General features: G+C 72.3%; 9 protein-coding genes and 1 pseudogene. 7 read left to right on the forward strand and 3 right to left on the reverse strand.

Features of this window, described 5'->3' with window-relative positions:
* Positions 1–949 precede the first annotated feature (949 nt).
* Together ACFYPJ_RS29815 and gabT are read right to left on the reverse strand one after the other, a co-directional pair.
* Positions 950–1516, reverse strand: coding sequence for a phosphatase PAP2 family protein (locus tag ACFYPJ_RS29815; RefSeq protein ID WP_389023692.1), 567 nt, complete (start codon positions 1514–1516; stop codon positions 950–952).
* 500 nt (positions 1517–2016) lie between these two features.
* The gene (gabT, locus tag ACFYPJ_RS29820) at positions 2017–3351 is read right to left on the reverse strand and encodes a 4-aminobutyrate--2-oxoglutarate transaminase (RefSeq protein WP_389023695.1); all 1335 of its coding nucleotides are present in this window, start codon (positions 3349–3351) and stop codon (positions 2017–2019) included.
* 280 nt (positions 3352–3631) lie between these two features.
* Between gabT and ACFYPJ_RS29825 the strand changes: the two genes are divergently transcribed.
* The 4 genes from ACFYPJ_RS29825 to ACFYPJ_RS29840 all read left to right on the forward strand — a co-directional run bounded on the left by ACFYPJ_RS29825 (position 3632) and on the right by ACFYPJ_RS29840 (position 11567).
* Positions 3632–5758: an ATP-binding protein gene (locus ACFYPJ_RS29825; protein WP_389023698.1), complete on the forward strand. Its 2127-nt coding sequence runs from the start codon at positions 3632–3634 to the stop codon at positions 5756–5758.
* A gap of 135 nt (positions 5759–5893) precedes the next feature.
* A complete protein-coding gene (locus tag ACFYPJ_RS29830; RefSeq protein WP_389023701.1) occupies positions 5894–7558 on the forward strand; it encodes a PucR family transcriptional regulator in 1665 nt (554 codons plus the stop codon).
* A 204-nt stretch (positions 7559–7762) separates the two neighbouring features.
* Entirely contained in the window at positions 7763–9208 is a 1446-nt protein-coding gene (locus ACFYPJ_RS29835) for an aldehyde dehydrogenase family protein (protein WP_389023704.1), read from the forward strand.
* 427 nt (positions 9209–9635) lie between these two features.
* Positions 9636–11567 carry an acyl-CoA dehydrogenase family protein gene (locus ACFYPJ_RS29840; protein ID WP_389023707.1) on the forward strand — a complete coding sequence of 644 codons (1932 nt, stop codon included), beginning with the start codon at positions 9636–9638 and terminating at the stop codon, positions 11565–11567.
* 97 nt (positions 11568–11664) lie between these two features.
* On the opposite strand, the gene ACFYPJ_RS29845 is transcribed toward ACFYPJ_RS29840, so the two are convergent.
* Positions 11665–12117 carry a lamin tail domain-containing protein gene (locus ACFYPJ_RS29845; RefSeq protein ID WP_389023710.1) on the reverse strand — a complete coding sequence of 151 codons (453 nt, stop codon included), beginning with the start codon at positions 12115–12117 and terminating at the stop codon, positions 11665–11667.
* 165 nt (positions 12118–12282) lie between these two features.
* On the opposite strand from ACFYPJ_RS29845, the gene dxr reads away from it, so the two are divergent.
* The 3 genes and pseudogenes from dxr to ACFYPJ_RS29860 form a co-directional block, all read left to right on the forward strand.
* A complete protein-coding gene (gene dxr / locus ACFYPJ_RS29850) occupies positions 12283–13554 on the forward strand; it encodes a 1-deoxy-D-xylulose-5-phosphate reductoisomerase (RefSeq protein ID WP_389023712.1) in 1272 nt (423 codons plus the stop codon).
* 8 nt (positions 13555–13562) lie between these two features.
* Entirely contained in the window at positions 13563–14855 is a 1293-nt protein-coding gene (locus ACFYPJ_RS29855; protein ID WP_389023739.1) for a M50 family metallopeptidase, read from the forward strand.
* A 165-nt stretch (positions 14856–15020) separates the two neighbouring features.
* Positions 15021–15165, forward strand: a pseudogene (locus ACFYPJ_RS29860) (4-hydroxy-3-methylbut-2-en-1-yl diphosphate synthase); the annotation flags it as partial.

The raw sequence follows: 15165 nt of genomic DNA on the forward strand, positions 1-15165 counted from the left end.
GGTGGAAGGGGTCCGGTCGTGGGACGGTGTTCGGCAGCGGGGGAAGTGGGCCGTAGGTGTCATACCCGAAGGAGGTGGCGGCGGTGAGGGCGGGGGGAGCCGCGGCAGCAGTCGCCATGGTGCCGGAACCTAGAACTCCGGGTTGGTCCTGCGGGGCGAACGGGAAGGCGGCACCGTCGTACCAGGGGGACGACGCGGCGTAGCTCTGTCCCCACTGCGGCGGTTGAGCGGACGATAGGCCGGTGTCCGGTTCCGGCGCAGCAGATCGGGTGGCTTTCGCGACTCGCTTTCCCCCGGTCCTGTGCCCCCCGCGTTCCTCCAAACGCCGGGCCAGCTCCGCCTGCTGTTCGGGCGTCAACAATGCCTTAACAGCCGCAGATCGGTTGCCACTGGCCCAGTTATAAGCAGTTCGGGAAGGTACGGAGCGAACCTTGGCGTAAGCGCGCAGTGTCGTGCCTTCGGAAGTGGCCAAATAGCCTTCGAGGAATTCTTTCGCTTCCTGGGGCGACTTGCGAGGTGCACGACCGGCCGAGCTGTCCACTACGCGCTTGTCCAACTCCGCGCGCTCAGCCTCGTTCAGCTCACTGCGACCAAGCCCAGTCTCGTCTGTGGCCCAGCGATGGACGGTACTGTGTCCCAGCCCCCTCTTCTCCGAGAACTTGTAAATGGTCAACTTCGGGTCAGAGGCAATGAAGTCCCGCAAGATCTTCGCTCTTTCTCCGGCGGTGAGTTCCTTCGGCATGGTGCGACCTCCAGTCGACTGCGGCAGGAGCCCCGGCCGCCGCGTGCTTGCTCCTGCCTACAACGCAACCCATCTGCCGGTGGTTCATCCCGCCCGGGTCCGCGTACCCGCCGATGCGACAGGCGGGTACCCGGGGTGGCCCCGGCGTCCCGCCGGGCGGTCGGACTGTGCGATCGGTGACAGCACAGGTCGCACGCGTGACCTAGGTCACCTGGGAGTTCCCGAGGAACGCCGGCGCCTGCTCTGACCGGCCGGCCCGCCCCGGCCGGTCAGCGGCCACAGCAGGCACAGCAGCACCGCACCCAGGCACCAACTGGCCAGCACGTCCAGCGGCCAGTGGTAGCCGTGCCGCACCAGACCGAAGCCGACCGCCAGGTTGACGGCGACGCAGCCGCCGACCAGGGTGCGGCGGGCGCGGGCACCGCCGAGCCGCGGCAGCAGGAGCAGCGTCGCGCCGCCGTAGGCGACGGCCGCCGTGGCGGTGTGGCCCGAGGGGTAGTAGCCGAGTCCCGGCGGCACGGCCGGGGTGCCCGGGCGGGCGATCCAGTCCTTCAGGGGGACGACCACGGCCGGCACCAGGGCCATCAGCACGGCCGCCACGGCGGGCGCTGCCCACCAGCGTTCCGCGCTCGCCCGGCGGGCCCGCCAGGACCCGAGCATCAGCGCGGCCACGAGCACCGGGACCGCGACCTGGACATTGCCCAGATCGGCGAGGAGCCCGGAGAGCGGGTCCGGGTGGCGCAGGACGAGGCTCAGCCGTTCGTCCGCACGCACCAACGGCCCGTCGGCCGCGACCTGCCAGGTGATCAGGGCAAGCAGCAGGGCCGACAGGCCCGGAAGGAGGAGGAAGGAGGTCGGCCGCCCCGGAACAGGGGGGGTAGTTCCGAGGCGGCCGTCCGGATCGGAACGCCGCGCGCCCCGGGGGGTTTGGGGCGAGCGGCCGTCCGATCGGTGAGGAGAACCGGAGCCGGAGGCCCCGGGTGTGTGCGCGAGGGCACGACCAGGTCGAAGCTGGGGAGGCCCCGGCCTGATACCGCCCACAGTCCCCTGTGGGCAGGGTGTATCTCTCATCTGGTCAGAACCTACGGCAGGGGGTGGCCCTGAGACAGGCGGAATCGCCTCCCGCCATCCACCTCGCACACCTTCTTCACACGGCCTGACGGCCGCCGTCCCGCCCCCGCGCCAGGGCGCCGGAGAGGGGCGGGATGGATGGGGCCGATGCGCCGGGCATCTCATGGGTGAGCTGGGGCTTCGTCGGTCGGCGGAGAGAGGTGTCAGATGCGCGCGAACGCTTGCTCGATGATGTCGAGGCCCTCGTTGAGCAGGTCCTCGCCGATCACCAGCGGCGGCAGGAAGCGCAGCACGTTGCCGTAGGTGCCACAGGTCAGGACCAGCAGGCCCTCCTGGTGGCAGGCGCTGGCGAGCGCGGCGGTCGCCTCCGGGGCCGGCTCCTTGGTGGCGCGGTCCTTCACCAGCTCGATGGCGATCATGGCGCCGCGGCCCCGGACGTCACCGATGAGGTCGAACTTCTCGGCCATGGCGGCCAGCCGGCCCTTCATGACCGTCTCGATGTGCTTCGCCCGGGCGTTGAGGTCCAGTTCCTTCATGGTCTCGATGGCGCCGAGCGCGGCGGCACAGGCGACCGGGTTGCCGCCGTAGGTGCCGCCCAGCCCGCCCGCGTGCGCCGCGTCCATGATCTCGGCCCGGCCGGTGACGGCGGCCAGCGGCAGCCCGCCCGCGATGCCCTTGGCGGTGGTGATCAGATCGGGCACGACGCCCTCGTCCTCGCAGGCGAACCACTGGCCGGTGCGGCAGAAACCGGACTGGATCTCGTCGGCGACGAAGACGATGCCGTTGTCGGCGGCGAACCGGCTGAGCGCGGGCAGGAAGCCCTTCGCCGGCTCGATGAAGCCGCCCTCGCCGAGCACCGGCTCGATGACGATCGCGGCCACGTTGTCCGCGCCGACCTGCTTGGTGATCTGGTCGATGGCCTGCGCGGCGGCCTCAGGACCCGCGTTGTGCGGACCGGTCGGCCAGCGGTAGGCGTAGGCGACCGGGACCCGGTAGACCTCGGGGGCGAACGGTCCGAAGCCGTGCTTGTACGGCATGTTCTTGGCGGTCAGCGCCATCGTCAGGTTGGTCCGGCCGTGGTAGCCGTGGTCGAAGACGACGACCGCCTGCCGCCCGGTGTGCACGCGGGCGATCTTGACCGCGTTCTCGACGGCCTCGGCACCGCTGTTGAACAGCGCGGACTTCTTGGCGTGCGCACCCGGGGTCAGCTCGGCCAGCGCCTCGGCGACGGCCACGTAGCCCTCGTACGGGGCGACCATGAAACAGGTGTGGGTGAAGTCGGCCAGCTGGGCGGAGGCCCGGCGGACGACGGCCTCGGCGGAGGCGCCTACGGAGGTCACGGCGATGCCGGAACCGAAGTCGATCAGGCTGTTGCCGTCGACGTCCTCGACGACACCGCCGCCCGCGCGGTTGACGAAGACCGGCAGTACGGAGCCCACGCCCCGGGCGACCGCGGCGGTACGGCGGGCCTGCAGTTCCTGCGACTTCGGACCGGGGATGGCGGTGACGACGCGACGCTCCTGCGGAAGTGCGGACATGAGGGCTCCCTGATGATCTTGCGTACCGGGCGGATGTCCCCGGCGGCGCCGGGCGGTGCGATGGCGGACGCTTGCCTTCTTTCTTCGCAGGCTAGGGCCGCTGGGGGGCGCTGGGCATGCTCCATGTGGGTGGTGTCGCCGGGCGCCGTTGTCCGCGATGGACATAGCGAGCGGGCCGGGCGGGGTGCGGTCTCGGCCGCGTATGCGGTGAACTCCCCTTGCGAGGGCGTTAGATTGACTCGCTGACGGTGATCGGAACGGCTGGTCAGGGGGCAGGGCGATGGACAGCGACGGGACGCAGGACACGCGGGGCACGCACGCGAACCCCGTGCCGCGTCCGGCGATGCCGCAGGACGGCGCCGCGGCGCCGCCGCGACCCGCGATGCCACCGGGGGTGCCGCCGCTGCCGGACGGCTCGGCGTTCCTTGCCTGGTTGCAGACGCCCCGCCCGCAGGCGCCGCCCGGGGTCTGGCGCTTCGGCCACCGGCCGCGCCCGGCCGAGGAGCCCGAGCGGACGCCGGCGCGTCAGCTGCTGAGCGGGGCGGTGATCGCGTTCCTGGTGGGCTGGCTGGTCTGGTCGCTGCTGTGGAACGGCTACCTCGGCAGCTGGTGGGTGCTGCCGCTCGAACTGTTCACCCCGGACTCCTGGCGCCACAGCGACGACCGCGTGGGCAACGCCGTCCTCTGGTACGGCTACTACACGCTGATCGCCCTCGCCATCATGCTCGTCGTCGGCAGGCTCGGCCGCTGGGCCGAGGTCTGGCGGCGCTTCGGCCCGCCCGCCTGGATCTCCGCCGCCCCGGCCGTCGAGCGCCCGCGCACCCCCGAGGAGGACCCCGCGCAGTGGCCCGCACTGCGCGCAGCCGGGGCGGTGGACGCCGCCGAACGGCTCGGCGCGGAGGCCCGGACCGGGCTGATGCGGGACGTCGACCAGGCCCGGATCGAGCGCGCCTGGCAGGGCGTGCGCAGCGGCCGGCACAGCGTGGCCGCCTTCTCGGACGCCGTGGTGCGGCACGGCGCCGCCGCCTGCCCGCACCCGTCCGGCGCGCGCGACCTGCCCGGGCGGCAGGCCCGGCACGACGTGGTCACCGGGCAGGTGCGGCTCGGCACCACCGCGGACGATCCGCGCAACCCCTACCAGTACCGCGGCAGCGGCCTCGCCCTCGGGCCCGAGCTGCTGGGCACCTCACTGCTGGCCGTGGGCCCGGCCGGCTCCGGCAAGACCGGCGGCATCGTCCGGCCGCTCGCCGAGTCGCTGAGCCTGCAAGCGCTCGCCGGCCGCGCCTCGGTCGTGGTGGTCGGCGCGGCGGGCGCCGGACTCGGCCCGGCCGACGCCTACGACGTCGTCGTACGGATCGCCCAGCCCGACTCGGCCCACGACCTCGACCTGTACGGCGGCACCACCGACCCGGACGAGGCGGCGGCCGTACTCGCCGAGGCCCTCGTCGGCGACCTGGCCGACCCGCACCCCGGCAGCGACAGCCGTCGCTCCACCACCGTCCTGGCCCAGCTGCTCGGCCCGTTCCGGGCGGCGCACGGCCGTTTCCCCTCCGTGCCGGAACTGCGCCGGCTGCTGGATGGCACCCCCGGCCAGCTGGCCGCGCTGCGCCAGGCGGTGCAGGAGACCGGACAGGAGTCGATGCTGCGCGAACTCGACGCGCGGGAGCGGCAGTCGGGGCATCCCGGGGACGTGGGTGCGGTGCTCGCCGACCGGATCGCCCTGCTCGACCGGCCCGCCTTCGCCGGGTTCTTCGACACCACGGGGCAGTCACGGCCGTTCTCGCTCAAGGCCCTCGACCACCCCGTGCGGGTCCGTATCGACCTGCCCGAGCGCGGGCACGCGGACGCCTCGCGGATCCTGGCCCGGCTGGTGCTCGCCCAGTTCACGGCGAGCGTGGCGGTACGGGAGGACCGGTCGCTGTTCGCCTGCCTGGTCCTGGACGACGCGACCGGCGTGGTGACCCCGGAATCGGTGCGGGCCATCCAGCGGCTGCGGTCGGGCAACGCCGGTGCCGTCCTCACCCTGCGCACCCTGGACGACGTACCCCGGCCGCTGCGCGGCCCGCTGCTCGGGGCCGCGGGCTGCCGGATGGCGCTGGCCGGACTCACCCCGTGGGACGGGCAGGACTTCGCCGAGGTGTGGGGCAAGGAGTGGACCGAGGCCCGGGACGTGACCGACCGGCAGATCATCGCCGAGACCCCGGCGGGCAAGGCCGTGCACATGGTGCGCCGGGTGATCACCGGCAAGGCGCCGACCGCGCGGGCCGTCACCGTCCGGCAGGTCGAGCGGGAGCGCTGGTCCGCCTCCGAGCTGGCGCACGCGATGCCGCCGGGGCACGCGGTGCTCTCGCTGACGACGGTGCGGGGCGAGCACGCTCCGCCGTTGCTGGTGGATCTCCGCGGCTGAGGAGCGGATGCCCGGCCGGTCCTTTTGGGCGAGAACCGGCTTACCGTACAGTCAGTAAGAATCGGCATAGGCTGTTCATACACGGTGGCCAAAAGATCACCATGATCACCCGATCTCCCTGAACCGAAGGCATTCATGCCCCCGACGCTGGCTTCGCTCGTCCGTCATCCCGGGCTCAAACTCACCGTGCGCGCGGGCGGGGACCGCCTCGACGTACCCGTCCGCTGGGCGCACGTCAGCGAGCTGGCCGACCCCGTGCCCTACATGGAGGGCGGGGAACTGCTGCTGATCACCGCGCTGAAGCTGGACGCGGAGAACCCCGAGGCGATGCGCCGCTACGTGCGGCGGCTGGCCGGCGCCGGGGTCGTCGGCCTCGGCTTCGGCGTCGGCGTCAGCTACGCGGAGATCCCCGAGGCGCTGCTCGGCGCGGCCCGGGAGGAGGGGCTGCCGCTGATCGAGGTGCCGCGCCGCACCCCGTTCCTCGCCATCTCCAAGGCGGTGTCCGCCGCGATCGCCGCCGACCAGTACCGAGCGGTGACGGCGGGCTTCGCCGCCCAGCGGGAACTGACCCGGCAGGCCCTGACCGCGGGCACCGAGGGGCTGCTCGCCGCGCTCGCCGCACAACTCGACGGCTGGGCCGCGCTGTACGACGCCACGGGCGCGGTGGCCGCCACCGCGCCGGAGTGGGCGGGCCGCCGGGCCGCCCGGCTCATCCCGGACGTGGAGCGGCTGTGGGAACGGCCCGCGCCCGCCTCGTCGGTGGCCGACGGACCGGAGGACGAGGACCGGGTCGAACTGCACGCGCTCGGCACGGGACGGCGTCCGCGGGCCGCCCTCGCCGTGGGCACGGCCGCCCCGCTGGGCACCGCCGAGCGGTACGCGGTGCACTCCGCCGTCGCCCTGCTCACGCTGACCACGGAGCGCTCCCGCTCGCTGCACGAGGCTCAGCAACGGCTCGGCGCCGCCGTGCTGCGGATGCTGCTCGCCGGGCAGCCGGACCACGCCCGGGCGGTCGCCGGTGACCTGTACGACGGACTCCTCGACGCACCGTTCCGGGTGATCGTCGCCGAGCAGGTCTCCGGTTCGGCCGCCCGCGCGCACGCCGACGGGCACGCGCGCGTCGCGGCCGCCAAACCGGGCGCGGTCACCGCGCTCGCCGCCGTGGAGGCGGCCGGCGACCGGCTGGGCGGGCTCGCCGAGTCCGTGGAGTCCGCCGCGGCGCGCTCCGGCGAGGCCGTGCTGGTGGTGCCGGAGGGGGAGCGGCTGGTGGTGCTGGCCTCCGACGAGGGCGCCGCGGTGGCCGCCGGACTGCGCTACGCGGCGGCCCTTGAGGCGGCGCGGGCCGTCCCCGAGCCGACGGCCGGTGAGGAGGACGAACTGGTCGTGGGCCTGTCGGCGCCGGCCGGGCCGATCGCGGCGGCAGCCGCCTACAAGCAGGCCGAGCAGGCGCTGTCGGTGGCCCGGCGGCGCGGCCGGGTGCTCGTGGAGCACGACCAGTTGGCCTCGGGGTCCGTACTGCCGCTGCTCGCGGACGACGCGGTGAAGGCGTTCGCGGACGGGCTGCTGCGCCCGCTGCACGAACACGACGCGAGGGGCCGCGGTGATCTGGTGGCCTCGCTGCGGGCGTGGCTCTCCCGGCACGGGCAGTGGGACGCGGCGGCGGCCGACCTGGGCGTCCACCGGCACACCCTGCGGTACCGCATGCGCCGGGTCGAGGAGATCCTCGGCCGCTCCCTGGACGATCCGGACGTCCGGATGGACCTGTGGCTGGCCCTGAAGGCGGCACCGGGCGCGCAGTAGCCCTTGGCCGGCACCGGCTTCGGCTCTGGCTTCGGGGTTGAGGCTTCGGCTTCGGTGGCTTCCTGCCGTCGGTCCAGTACGACAATCCGTAGAAACCCGGGTCCGCACTGCTACGACTCGGACAGGCGACCCCGGGCCGCCCCCGGCCTACGGTGGACCACGAAGCCAAGAACATCCCCGACGCGGAAGGGCTGGGATCCTCAGATGACTTCCACCCACGCCTTCTGGCTCGCCGGCCGCCAGGTCACCGGCGAGGACACCTTCGATGTCACCTCCCCGTGGGACGGCCGGCTCGTCGGCAAGGTCAGTGTGCCGACGGACGCCCAGGTCGAGGAGGCCGTGGCCGCCGCACACGCCGTGCGGGACGAGTTCGCCGCCACCCCGGCGCACGTCCGGGCCGCCGCCCTCGACCAGGCCGGCAAGCGCCTGGCCGAGCGCGCCGAGGAGATCGCCCAGCTGATATCCGCGGAGAACGGCAAGCCGGTCAAGTGGGCGCGCGGCGAGGTCGGCCGTGCCGTGTCCGTGTTCCGGTTCGCCGCCGAGGAGGCCCGCCGGTTCAACGGCGGCGAGGTCCAGCGGCTCGACACCGACGCCGGCGGTCAGGGCCGGCTGGCCCTCACCCGGCGCTTCCCGAAGGGCGCCGTGCTCGGCATCGCGCCGTTCAACTTCCCGCTGAACCTGTGCGCCCACAAGATCGCCCCGGCGATCGCCGCCGGCGTGCCGATCATCCTCAAGCCCGCCCCGGCGACCCCGCTGTCCGGTCTGGCCATCGGCGAGCTGCTGGCCGACTCCGGGCTGCCCGCGGGCTCCTGGAGCATCCTGCCGGTCGCCAACGACCGGATGCCCGCGCTGGTCCAGGACGAGCGGCTGCCGGTCATCTCCTTCACCGGCTCCGACAAGGTCGGCTACTCGATCATGGACTCGGTGCCGCGCAAGCACTGCACGCTGGAACTGGGCGGCAACGGCGCGGCGCTGGTCCTCGCGGACTACGCGAGCGACGCGGACCTCGACCTGGCCGCGAACCGCATCGCGACCTTCGCCAACTACCAGGGCGGCCAGTCCTGCATCTCCGTGCAGCGGGTGATCGCCGACGCCGCCGTGTACGACCGGCTGCTGCCGCGCCTCGTCGCCGCCGTCGAGGCCCAGGTCACCGGCAACCCCGCGGACGCGCGGACCGACGTCGGCCCGCTGGTCAGCGTGGCTGCCGCGGAGCGCGTCGAGTCCTGGGTCGACGAGGCGGTCGCGGCGGGCGCCCGGCTGCTGACCGGCGGCAAGCGTGACGGCGCCGCCTACGCGCCGACCGTGCTGACCGACGTCCCGGCCGACGTGACGATCTCCTGCGAGGAGGTCTTCGGCCCGGTCCTGACCGTGCAGCGGACGGAGGGGGAGGCCGCGGCCTTCGCGGCGGCCAACGACTCCAAGTACGGCCTCCAGGCGGGCGTGTTCACCCACGACCTCCAGGCCGCCTTCCGTGCCCACCGTGCGCTGGAGGTCGGCGGCGTCGTCATCGGCGACGTCCCCTCCTACCGCGCCGACCAGATGCCCTACGGCGGCGCCAAGCGGTCCGGCACCGGCCGCGAGGGAGTGAAGTTCGCGATGGACGACTACACCTACGAGCGGGTGCTGGTGCTGACCGGGCTCGCGCTCTGAGACCGGACGGCGCCTCCGCAACCGCTGGACGCCCCCCTGTCTAATGGGAATCATTTTCAGATACGCGCGTCCGTGACGCGTGTCCGTGACGCGCGTCCGTCGTGCCCGAAGGGGTCCGGCACCGAGGCCTTCCGGTGCCGGGCCCCTTCGTCGTACGCCCTGCGGTCCGGCCCGCCCGAAGCCGGTCTCCGGGCCCGCCGCGTCCGGGCCGGCCGCGCGACCACATGTCCCCCGGACGGCGCAACGACCCCACGGTGCGCAACCGCGTCCGCCCCTGGGCCCGGGTCCTGGGGCGGGGCGCCCCGACGGGCCGACGAGAGCTGCGCGAGGACTGGTGGGGGCCGCCCGTTTCGGGTACCAACGATCCAGTAGCACTGGTCGGTAACGAACGGTCCGCATCATCCCTCTTCGCGGCGAGGTGAGCCTCATGTCCGCCCCCACCACCAAACGCACGGTCACCGAGCGCGAGGCCCGCCAGGTCGCGGAGGCCGCCCGGGAACAGGACTGGCGCAAGCCCAGCTTCGCCAAGGAACTGTTCCTCGGCCGCTTCCGCCTCGACCTCATCCACCCCCACCCCCTCCCGGCCGACGACGACGTCCAGCGCGGCGAGGAGTTCCTGGCCAAGCTCCGCGACTTCTGCGAGACGAAGATCGACTCGGCCCGCGTCGAGCGCGAGGCGCAGATCCCCGACGAGGTCGTCGACGGCCTCAAGGAACTCGGCGCGCTCGGCATGAAGATCGACACCAAGTACGGCGGCCTCGGACTCACCCAGGTCTACTACAACAAGGCGCTCGCCCTGGTCGGCTCGGCAAGCCCGGCGATCGGCGCCCTGCTCTCCGCACACCAGTCGATCGGCGTGCCGCAGCCGCTGAAACTCTTCGGCACCCAGGAGCAGAAGGACACCTTCCTGCCCCGTTGCGCCCGCACCGACATCTCGGCGTTCCTGCTGACCGAGCCGGACGTCGGCTCGGACCCCGCGCGCCTCGCCACCACCGCCGTACCGGACGGGGAGGACTACGTCCTCGACGGGGTGAAGCTGTGGACCACCAACGGCGTGGTCGCCGATCTCCTCGTCGTCATGGCGCGGGTGCCGCAGTCCGAGGGCCACAAGGGCGGCATCACGGCCTTCGTGGTCGAGGCGTCCGCCGAGGGCGTCACCGTCGAGAACCGCAACGCCTTCATGGGCCTGCGCGGCATCGAGAACGGGGTCACCCGCTTCCACCGGGTGCGGGTCCCGGCGGCCAACCGGATCGGCCCGGAGGGCGCCGGCCTGAAGATCGCGCTGACCACCCTGAACACCGGCCGGCTGTCGCTGCCCGCGATGTGCGCGGGCGCCGGCAAATGGTGCCTGAAGATCGCACGCGAGTGGTCGGCGGTCCGGGAGCAGTGGGGCAGGCCGGTCGCGCTGCACGAGGCGGTCGGGTCGAAGATCAGCTTCATCGCCGCGACGACCTTCGCGCTGGAGGCGGTCCTCGAACTGTCCTCGCAGATGGCCGACGAGAACCGCAACGACATCCGCATCGAGGCCGCCCTCGCCAAACTGTACGGCTCGGAGATGGCCTGGCTGATGGCCGACGAACTGGTCCAGATCCGCGGCGGCCGGGGCTTCGAGACGGCCGCGTCGCTCAAGGCGCGCGGCGAGCGGGCGGTGCCCGCCGAGCAGTTGCTGCGCGACCTGCGCATCAACCGGATCTTCGAGGGTTCCACCGAGATCATGCACCTGCTGATCGCGCGCGAGGCCGTCGACGCCCACCTGGCGGTCGCCGGTGACCTCATCGACCCCGGCAAGCCCCTGTCGGACAAGGCGAGGGCGGGGGCGAACGCGGGCGTGTTCTACGCCAAGTGGCTGCCCAGGCTGGTCGCCGGACCCGGCCAGCTTCCGTCCGCGTACGGCGAGTTCAAGCACGAGGTGGATCTCTCCGGGCATCTGCGCTACGTCGAGCGGCACGCCCGCAAGCTGGCCCGCTGCACCTTCTACGCGATGTCCCGCTGGCAGGGCCGGATGGAGACCAAGCAGGGCTTCCTCGGCCGGATCGTGGACATCGGCGCGGAACTGTTCGCGATGAGCGCCGCCTGCGTCCGGGCCGAGCTGCTGCGCAGCCGGGGCGACCACGGGCGCGAGGCCTACCAGCTCGCCGACGCCTTCTGCCACCAGGCCCGCATCCGGGTCGACGAGTTGTTCGGCCGCCTGTGGGTCAACACCGACGACGTCGACCGCAAGGTCGTCAAGGGCGTCCTCGGCGGCGTCTACGAGTGGCTGGAGCAGGGGATCGTCGACCCGTCCGGCGACGGTCCGTGGATCGCCGACGCGACCCCCGGCCCCAGCACCCGGCCGAACGTGCACCGCCCCATCAGGTGACGGCCGGCGCCACCGGCCAGGTCACGGCCGGGCGCCGGTGCCCGGTGCGGCCGTCACCTCGTATCAGGTGACGGCCGCATCCGCGGCACCCGCAAGGTCAGCACCACTTGTCGCTGGGATCCCGCGTCGTCCAGGAGCAGGAGTCGACCTTCGCGCCGCTCGCCCGGGTCAGGGTGGCGGTGTCGCTGGTGTTGTTCCACACGTACGCGCGGCGGTTCTGGTACCGGTCCGACGCGGTGTTGCGGCCCTTGCCCGTGTGCACCTTCACGGTCCTGCCCGCGCCTATCCGGATGTCCGGGAAGACGTACCTGTGGTTGGCGGCGTCCTTCAGGACCCAGCCCTTGACGGACACCGCCGACCGGCCGGTGTTCTTGAGCTGCACCCACTCGGCGTTCAGGCTCGTGTTGGACCTGTTGTCCGAGCCGGGGCTGTCGAACCAGACGTGGTGGATCGTCACACCGCCGGCCGCCGCGGCCGGGGTGCTGAGCAGGGTGCCGGTGAGCAGCGCGGCGCCCACGAGGGCAGCGGGCAGGGTGGCACGCAGGTGCATGGGAATTCCCCCCGGGAAGTAGTCAGGAACAGCAGTGCTATCACGGGATCTTCACTACTGCTCCACAAATGAGGAATTCGGTCCCTTCCGCGCCAAGCCCAGACATGGCACCCGGCCGGGGGATGCGCTGTCCTTCCGGGGGCCGCTTGCGGCAACAATGGGGGGATGACCGACAGTCCCGCCAGCCCGGCGCCCCTCGCCGACCCGCACCTCGTCTACGACCCCCTCGCGGGAGACGGTCCGAAGGACGTGGTGATCCTCGGCTCCACTGGTTCCATCGGCACCCAGGCCATCGATCTCGTGCTGCGCAACCCCGACCGTTTCCGGGTCACGGCCCTGTCCGCCAACGGCGGCCGGGTGTCCCTCCTGGCCGAGCAGGCCCACCGGCTGCGGGTGCGGACCGTCGCGGTGGCCCGCGAGGACGCCGTACCGGCCCTGCGCGAGGCGCTCGCCACGCGGTACGGCGCGGGCGAGCCGGTCCCCGAGATCCTGGCCGGACCGGAGGCGGCCACCAGGCTCGCCGCCTCCGACTGCCACACGGTCCTCAACGGCATCACCGGCTCCATCGGGCTCGCGCCGACCCTCGCCGCCCTGGAGGCCGGCCGCACCCTCGCGCTCGCCAACAAGGAATCCCTCATCGTCGGCGGCCCCCTCGTCAAGGCGCTCGCCAAGCCGGGGCAGATCATCCCGGTCGACTCCGAGCACGCGGCGCTGTTCCAGGCGCTCGCCGCCGGTACCCGCGCGGACGTGCGCAAACTGGTGGTCACCGCGTCCGGCGGCCCCTTCCGCGGCCGTACCAAGGCCGAACTGGCGAACGTGACCGTCGACGACGCCCTCGCCCACCCCACCTGGGCCATGGGCCCGGTGATCACGATCAACTCCGCGACCCTGGTCAACAAGGGCCTGGAGGTCATCGAGGCGCACCTGCTGTACGACATCCCCTTCGAGCGCATCGAGGTCGTCGTGCACCCGCAGTCGTTCGTCCACTCGATGGTCGAGTTCACCGACGGGTCCACGCTCGCCCAGGCGACGCCCCCCGACATGAGCGGACCCATCGCCATCGGGCTCGGCTGGCCGGAGCGCGTCCCGGACGCCGCTCCCGCCTTCGACTGGAGCAATGCGTCGACCTGGGAGTTCTTCCCGCTGGACAACGAGGCGTTCCCGTCGGTCGACCTCGCCCGGCACGTGGGACGGCTCGCGGGCACCGCCCCGGCGGTGTTCAATGCGGCCAACGAGGAGTGCGTCGAGGCGTTCCGCAACGGCGCGCTGCCCTTCAACGGGATCATGGAGACCGTCACCCGGGTCGTCGAGGAGCACGGCACACCGCATACGGGAACTTCGCTCACGGTGTCGGACGTCCTCGAAGCGGAGACCTGGGCGCGGGCCCGGGCCCGGGAACTGACAGCACAGACGGCGACCGCGGAGGCGCGTGCATGACATCCCTGATGATGGTCCTCGGCATAGTCGTCTTCGTGGTCGGTCTGCTGTTCTCGATCGCCTGGCACGAGCTGGGGCATCTGTCCACGGCCAAGCTGTTCGGCATCCGCGTGCCGCAGTACATGGTCGGTTTCGGCCCGACCATCTGGTCCCGCAAGAAGGGCGACACGGAGTACGGGATCAAGGCCATTCCGGCCGGCGGCTACATCCGCATGATCGGCATGTTCCCGCCCGGCGAGGACGGCCGGATCGTCGCGCGCTCCACCTCGCCGTGGCGCGGCATGATCGAGGACGCCCGTTCGGCCGCCTTCGAGGAACTGCAACCCGGTGACGAGAGCCGCCTCTTCTACACGCGCAAGCCGTGGAAGCGGGTCATCGTGATGTTCGCCGGACCCTTCATGAACCTCGTCCTGGCGGTCGCCCTGTTCTTCATCGTCCTGATGGGCTTCGGCGTCTCCCAGCAGACGACGAGCGTCAGCTCGGTCTCGCAGTGCGTCATCGCGCAGAGCCAGAACCGCGACACTTGCAAGACGGGCGACGCGCCCGCCCCGGCCGCCGCGGCGGGCCTGAAGGCCGGCGACAAGATCGTCTCCTTCGACGGGGTCAGGACCGACAGCTGGAACCAGCTCTCCGACCTCATCCGCGCCACCCCCGGCAAGCAGGTGCCGATCGTCGTCGACCGCAAGGGCGAGCAACTGACCCTGCACGCGAAGATCGCCACCAACCAGGTCGCCGAGAAGGACTCCAGCGGCCAGATCGTCCCGGGCCGGTACGTCACGGCCGGCTTCCTCGGCTTCAGCGCCGCGACCGGCGTCGTCCGCCAGGACTTCGGGGACTCCGTGACCTGGATGGGCGACCGGATCGGTGAGGCCGTCGACTCCATCGCCGGCCTGCCCGGCAAGATCCCGGCCCTGTGGAACGCGGCCTTCGACGGCGCCCCGCGCCAGCCCGACTCGCCGATGGGCGTGGTCGGCGCGGCCCGCGTCGGCGGTGAGATCTTCACCCTCGACATCCCGCCCACCCAGCAGCTCGCGATGGCCCTGATGCTGGTCGCGGGCTTCAACCTCTCGCTGTTCCTGTTCAACATGCTCCCGCTGCTCCCGCTCGACGGCGGGCACATCGCGGGCGCCCTGTGGGAGGCGCTGCGCCGCAACCTCGCCAAGGTCCTGCGCCGCCCGGACCCGGGTCCGTTCGACGTGGCGAAGCTGATGCCGTTGGCCTATGTGGTGGCCGGAGTGTTCATCTGCTTCACGGTCCTGGTGCTCATCGCCGACGTCGTTAACCCCGTGAAAATCTCGTAGTCACACGGTGTAGGGGCGGGCGGGAACACGTGTTTCCCGCCCGCCGCCCGATGGTGCGGTTTACGTATGGTGATGTGCTGGCCTCGGCCGCCGTGGCGTAATCTCAGAGCCTGGAGCCCGCTGTCCGGGCCGGATCTTGATCCACGACTTGGGGTTGCACAGCAGATGACTGCTATTTCTCTCGGCATGCCGTCCGTTCCGACCAAGCTCGCCGAGCGCCGCGTGTCGCGGCAGATCCATGTCGGTTCGGTGGCGGTGGGCGGGGATGCGCCTGTCTCGGTCCAGTCGATGACGACGACGCGTACGTCGG

The sequence above is a fragment of the Streptomyces sp. NPDC006012 genome (genome assembly GCF_042871185.1).
In the GTDB taxonomy this organism is placed as follows: Bacteria; Actinomycetota; Actinomycetes; order Streptomycetales; family Streptomycetaceae; genus Streptomyces.

Coding starts and splice junctions, on each gene's coding strand:
- ACFYPJ_RS29855 (WP_389023739.1), top strand. CDS start 13,563: ATGATGGTCCTCGGCATAGTCGTCTTCGTGGTCGGTCTGCTGTTCTCG.
- ACFYPJ_RS29835 (WP_389023704.1), top strand. CDS start 7,763: ATGACTTCCACCCACGCCTTCTGGCTCGCCGGCCGCCAGGTCACCGGC.
- dxr (WP_389023712.1), top strand. CDS start 12,283: ATGACCGACAGTCCCGCCAGCCCGGCGCCCCTCGCCGACCCGCACCTC.
- ACFYPJ_RS29845 (WP_389023710.1), bottom strand. CDS start 12,117: ATGCACCTGCGTGCCACCCTGCCCGCTGCCCTCGTGGGCGCCGCGCTG.
- ACFYPJ_RS29840 (WP_389023707.1), top strand. CDS start 9,636: ATGTCCGCCCCCACCACCAAACGCACGGTCACCGAGCGCGAGGCCCGC.
- ACFYPJ_RS29825 (WP_389023698.1), top strand. CDS start 3,632: ATGGACAGCGACGGGACGCAGGACACGCGGGGCACGCACGCGAACCCC.
- ACFYPJ_RS29830 (WP_389023701.1), top strand. CDS start 5,894: ATGCCCCCGACGCTGGCTTCGCTCGTCCGTCATCCCGGGCTCAAACTC.
- gabT (WP_389023695.1), bottom strand. CDS start 3,351: ATGTCCGCACTTCCGCAGGAGCGTCGCGTCGTCACCGCCATCCCCGGT.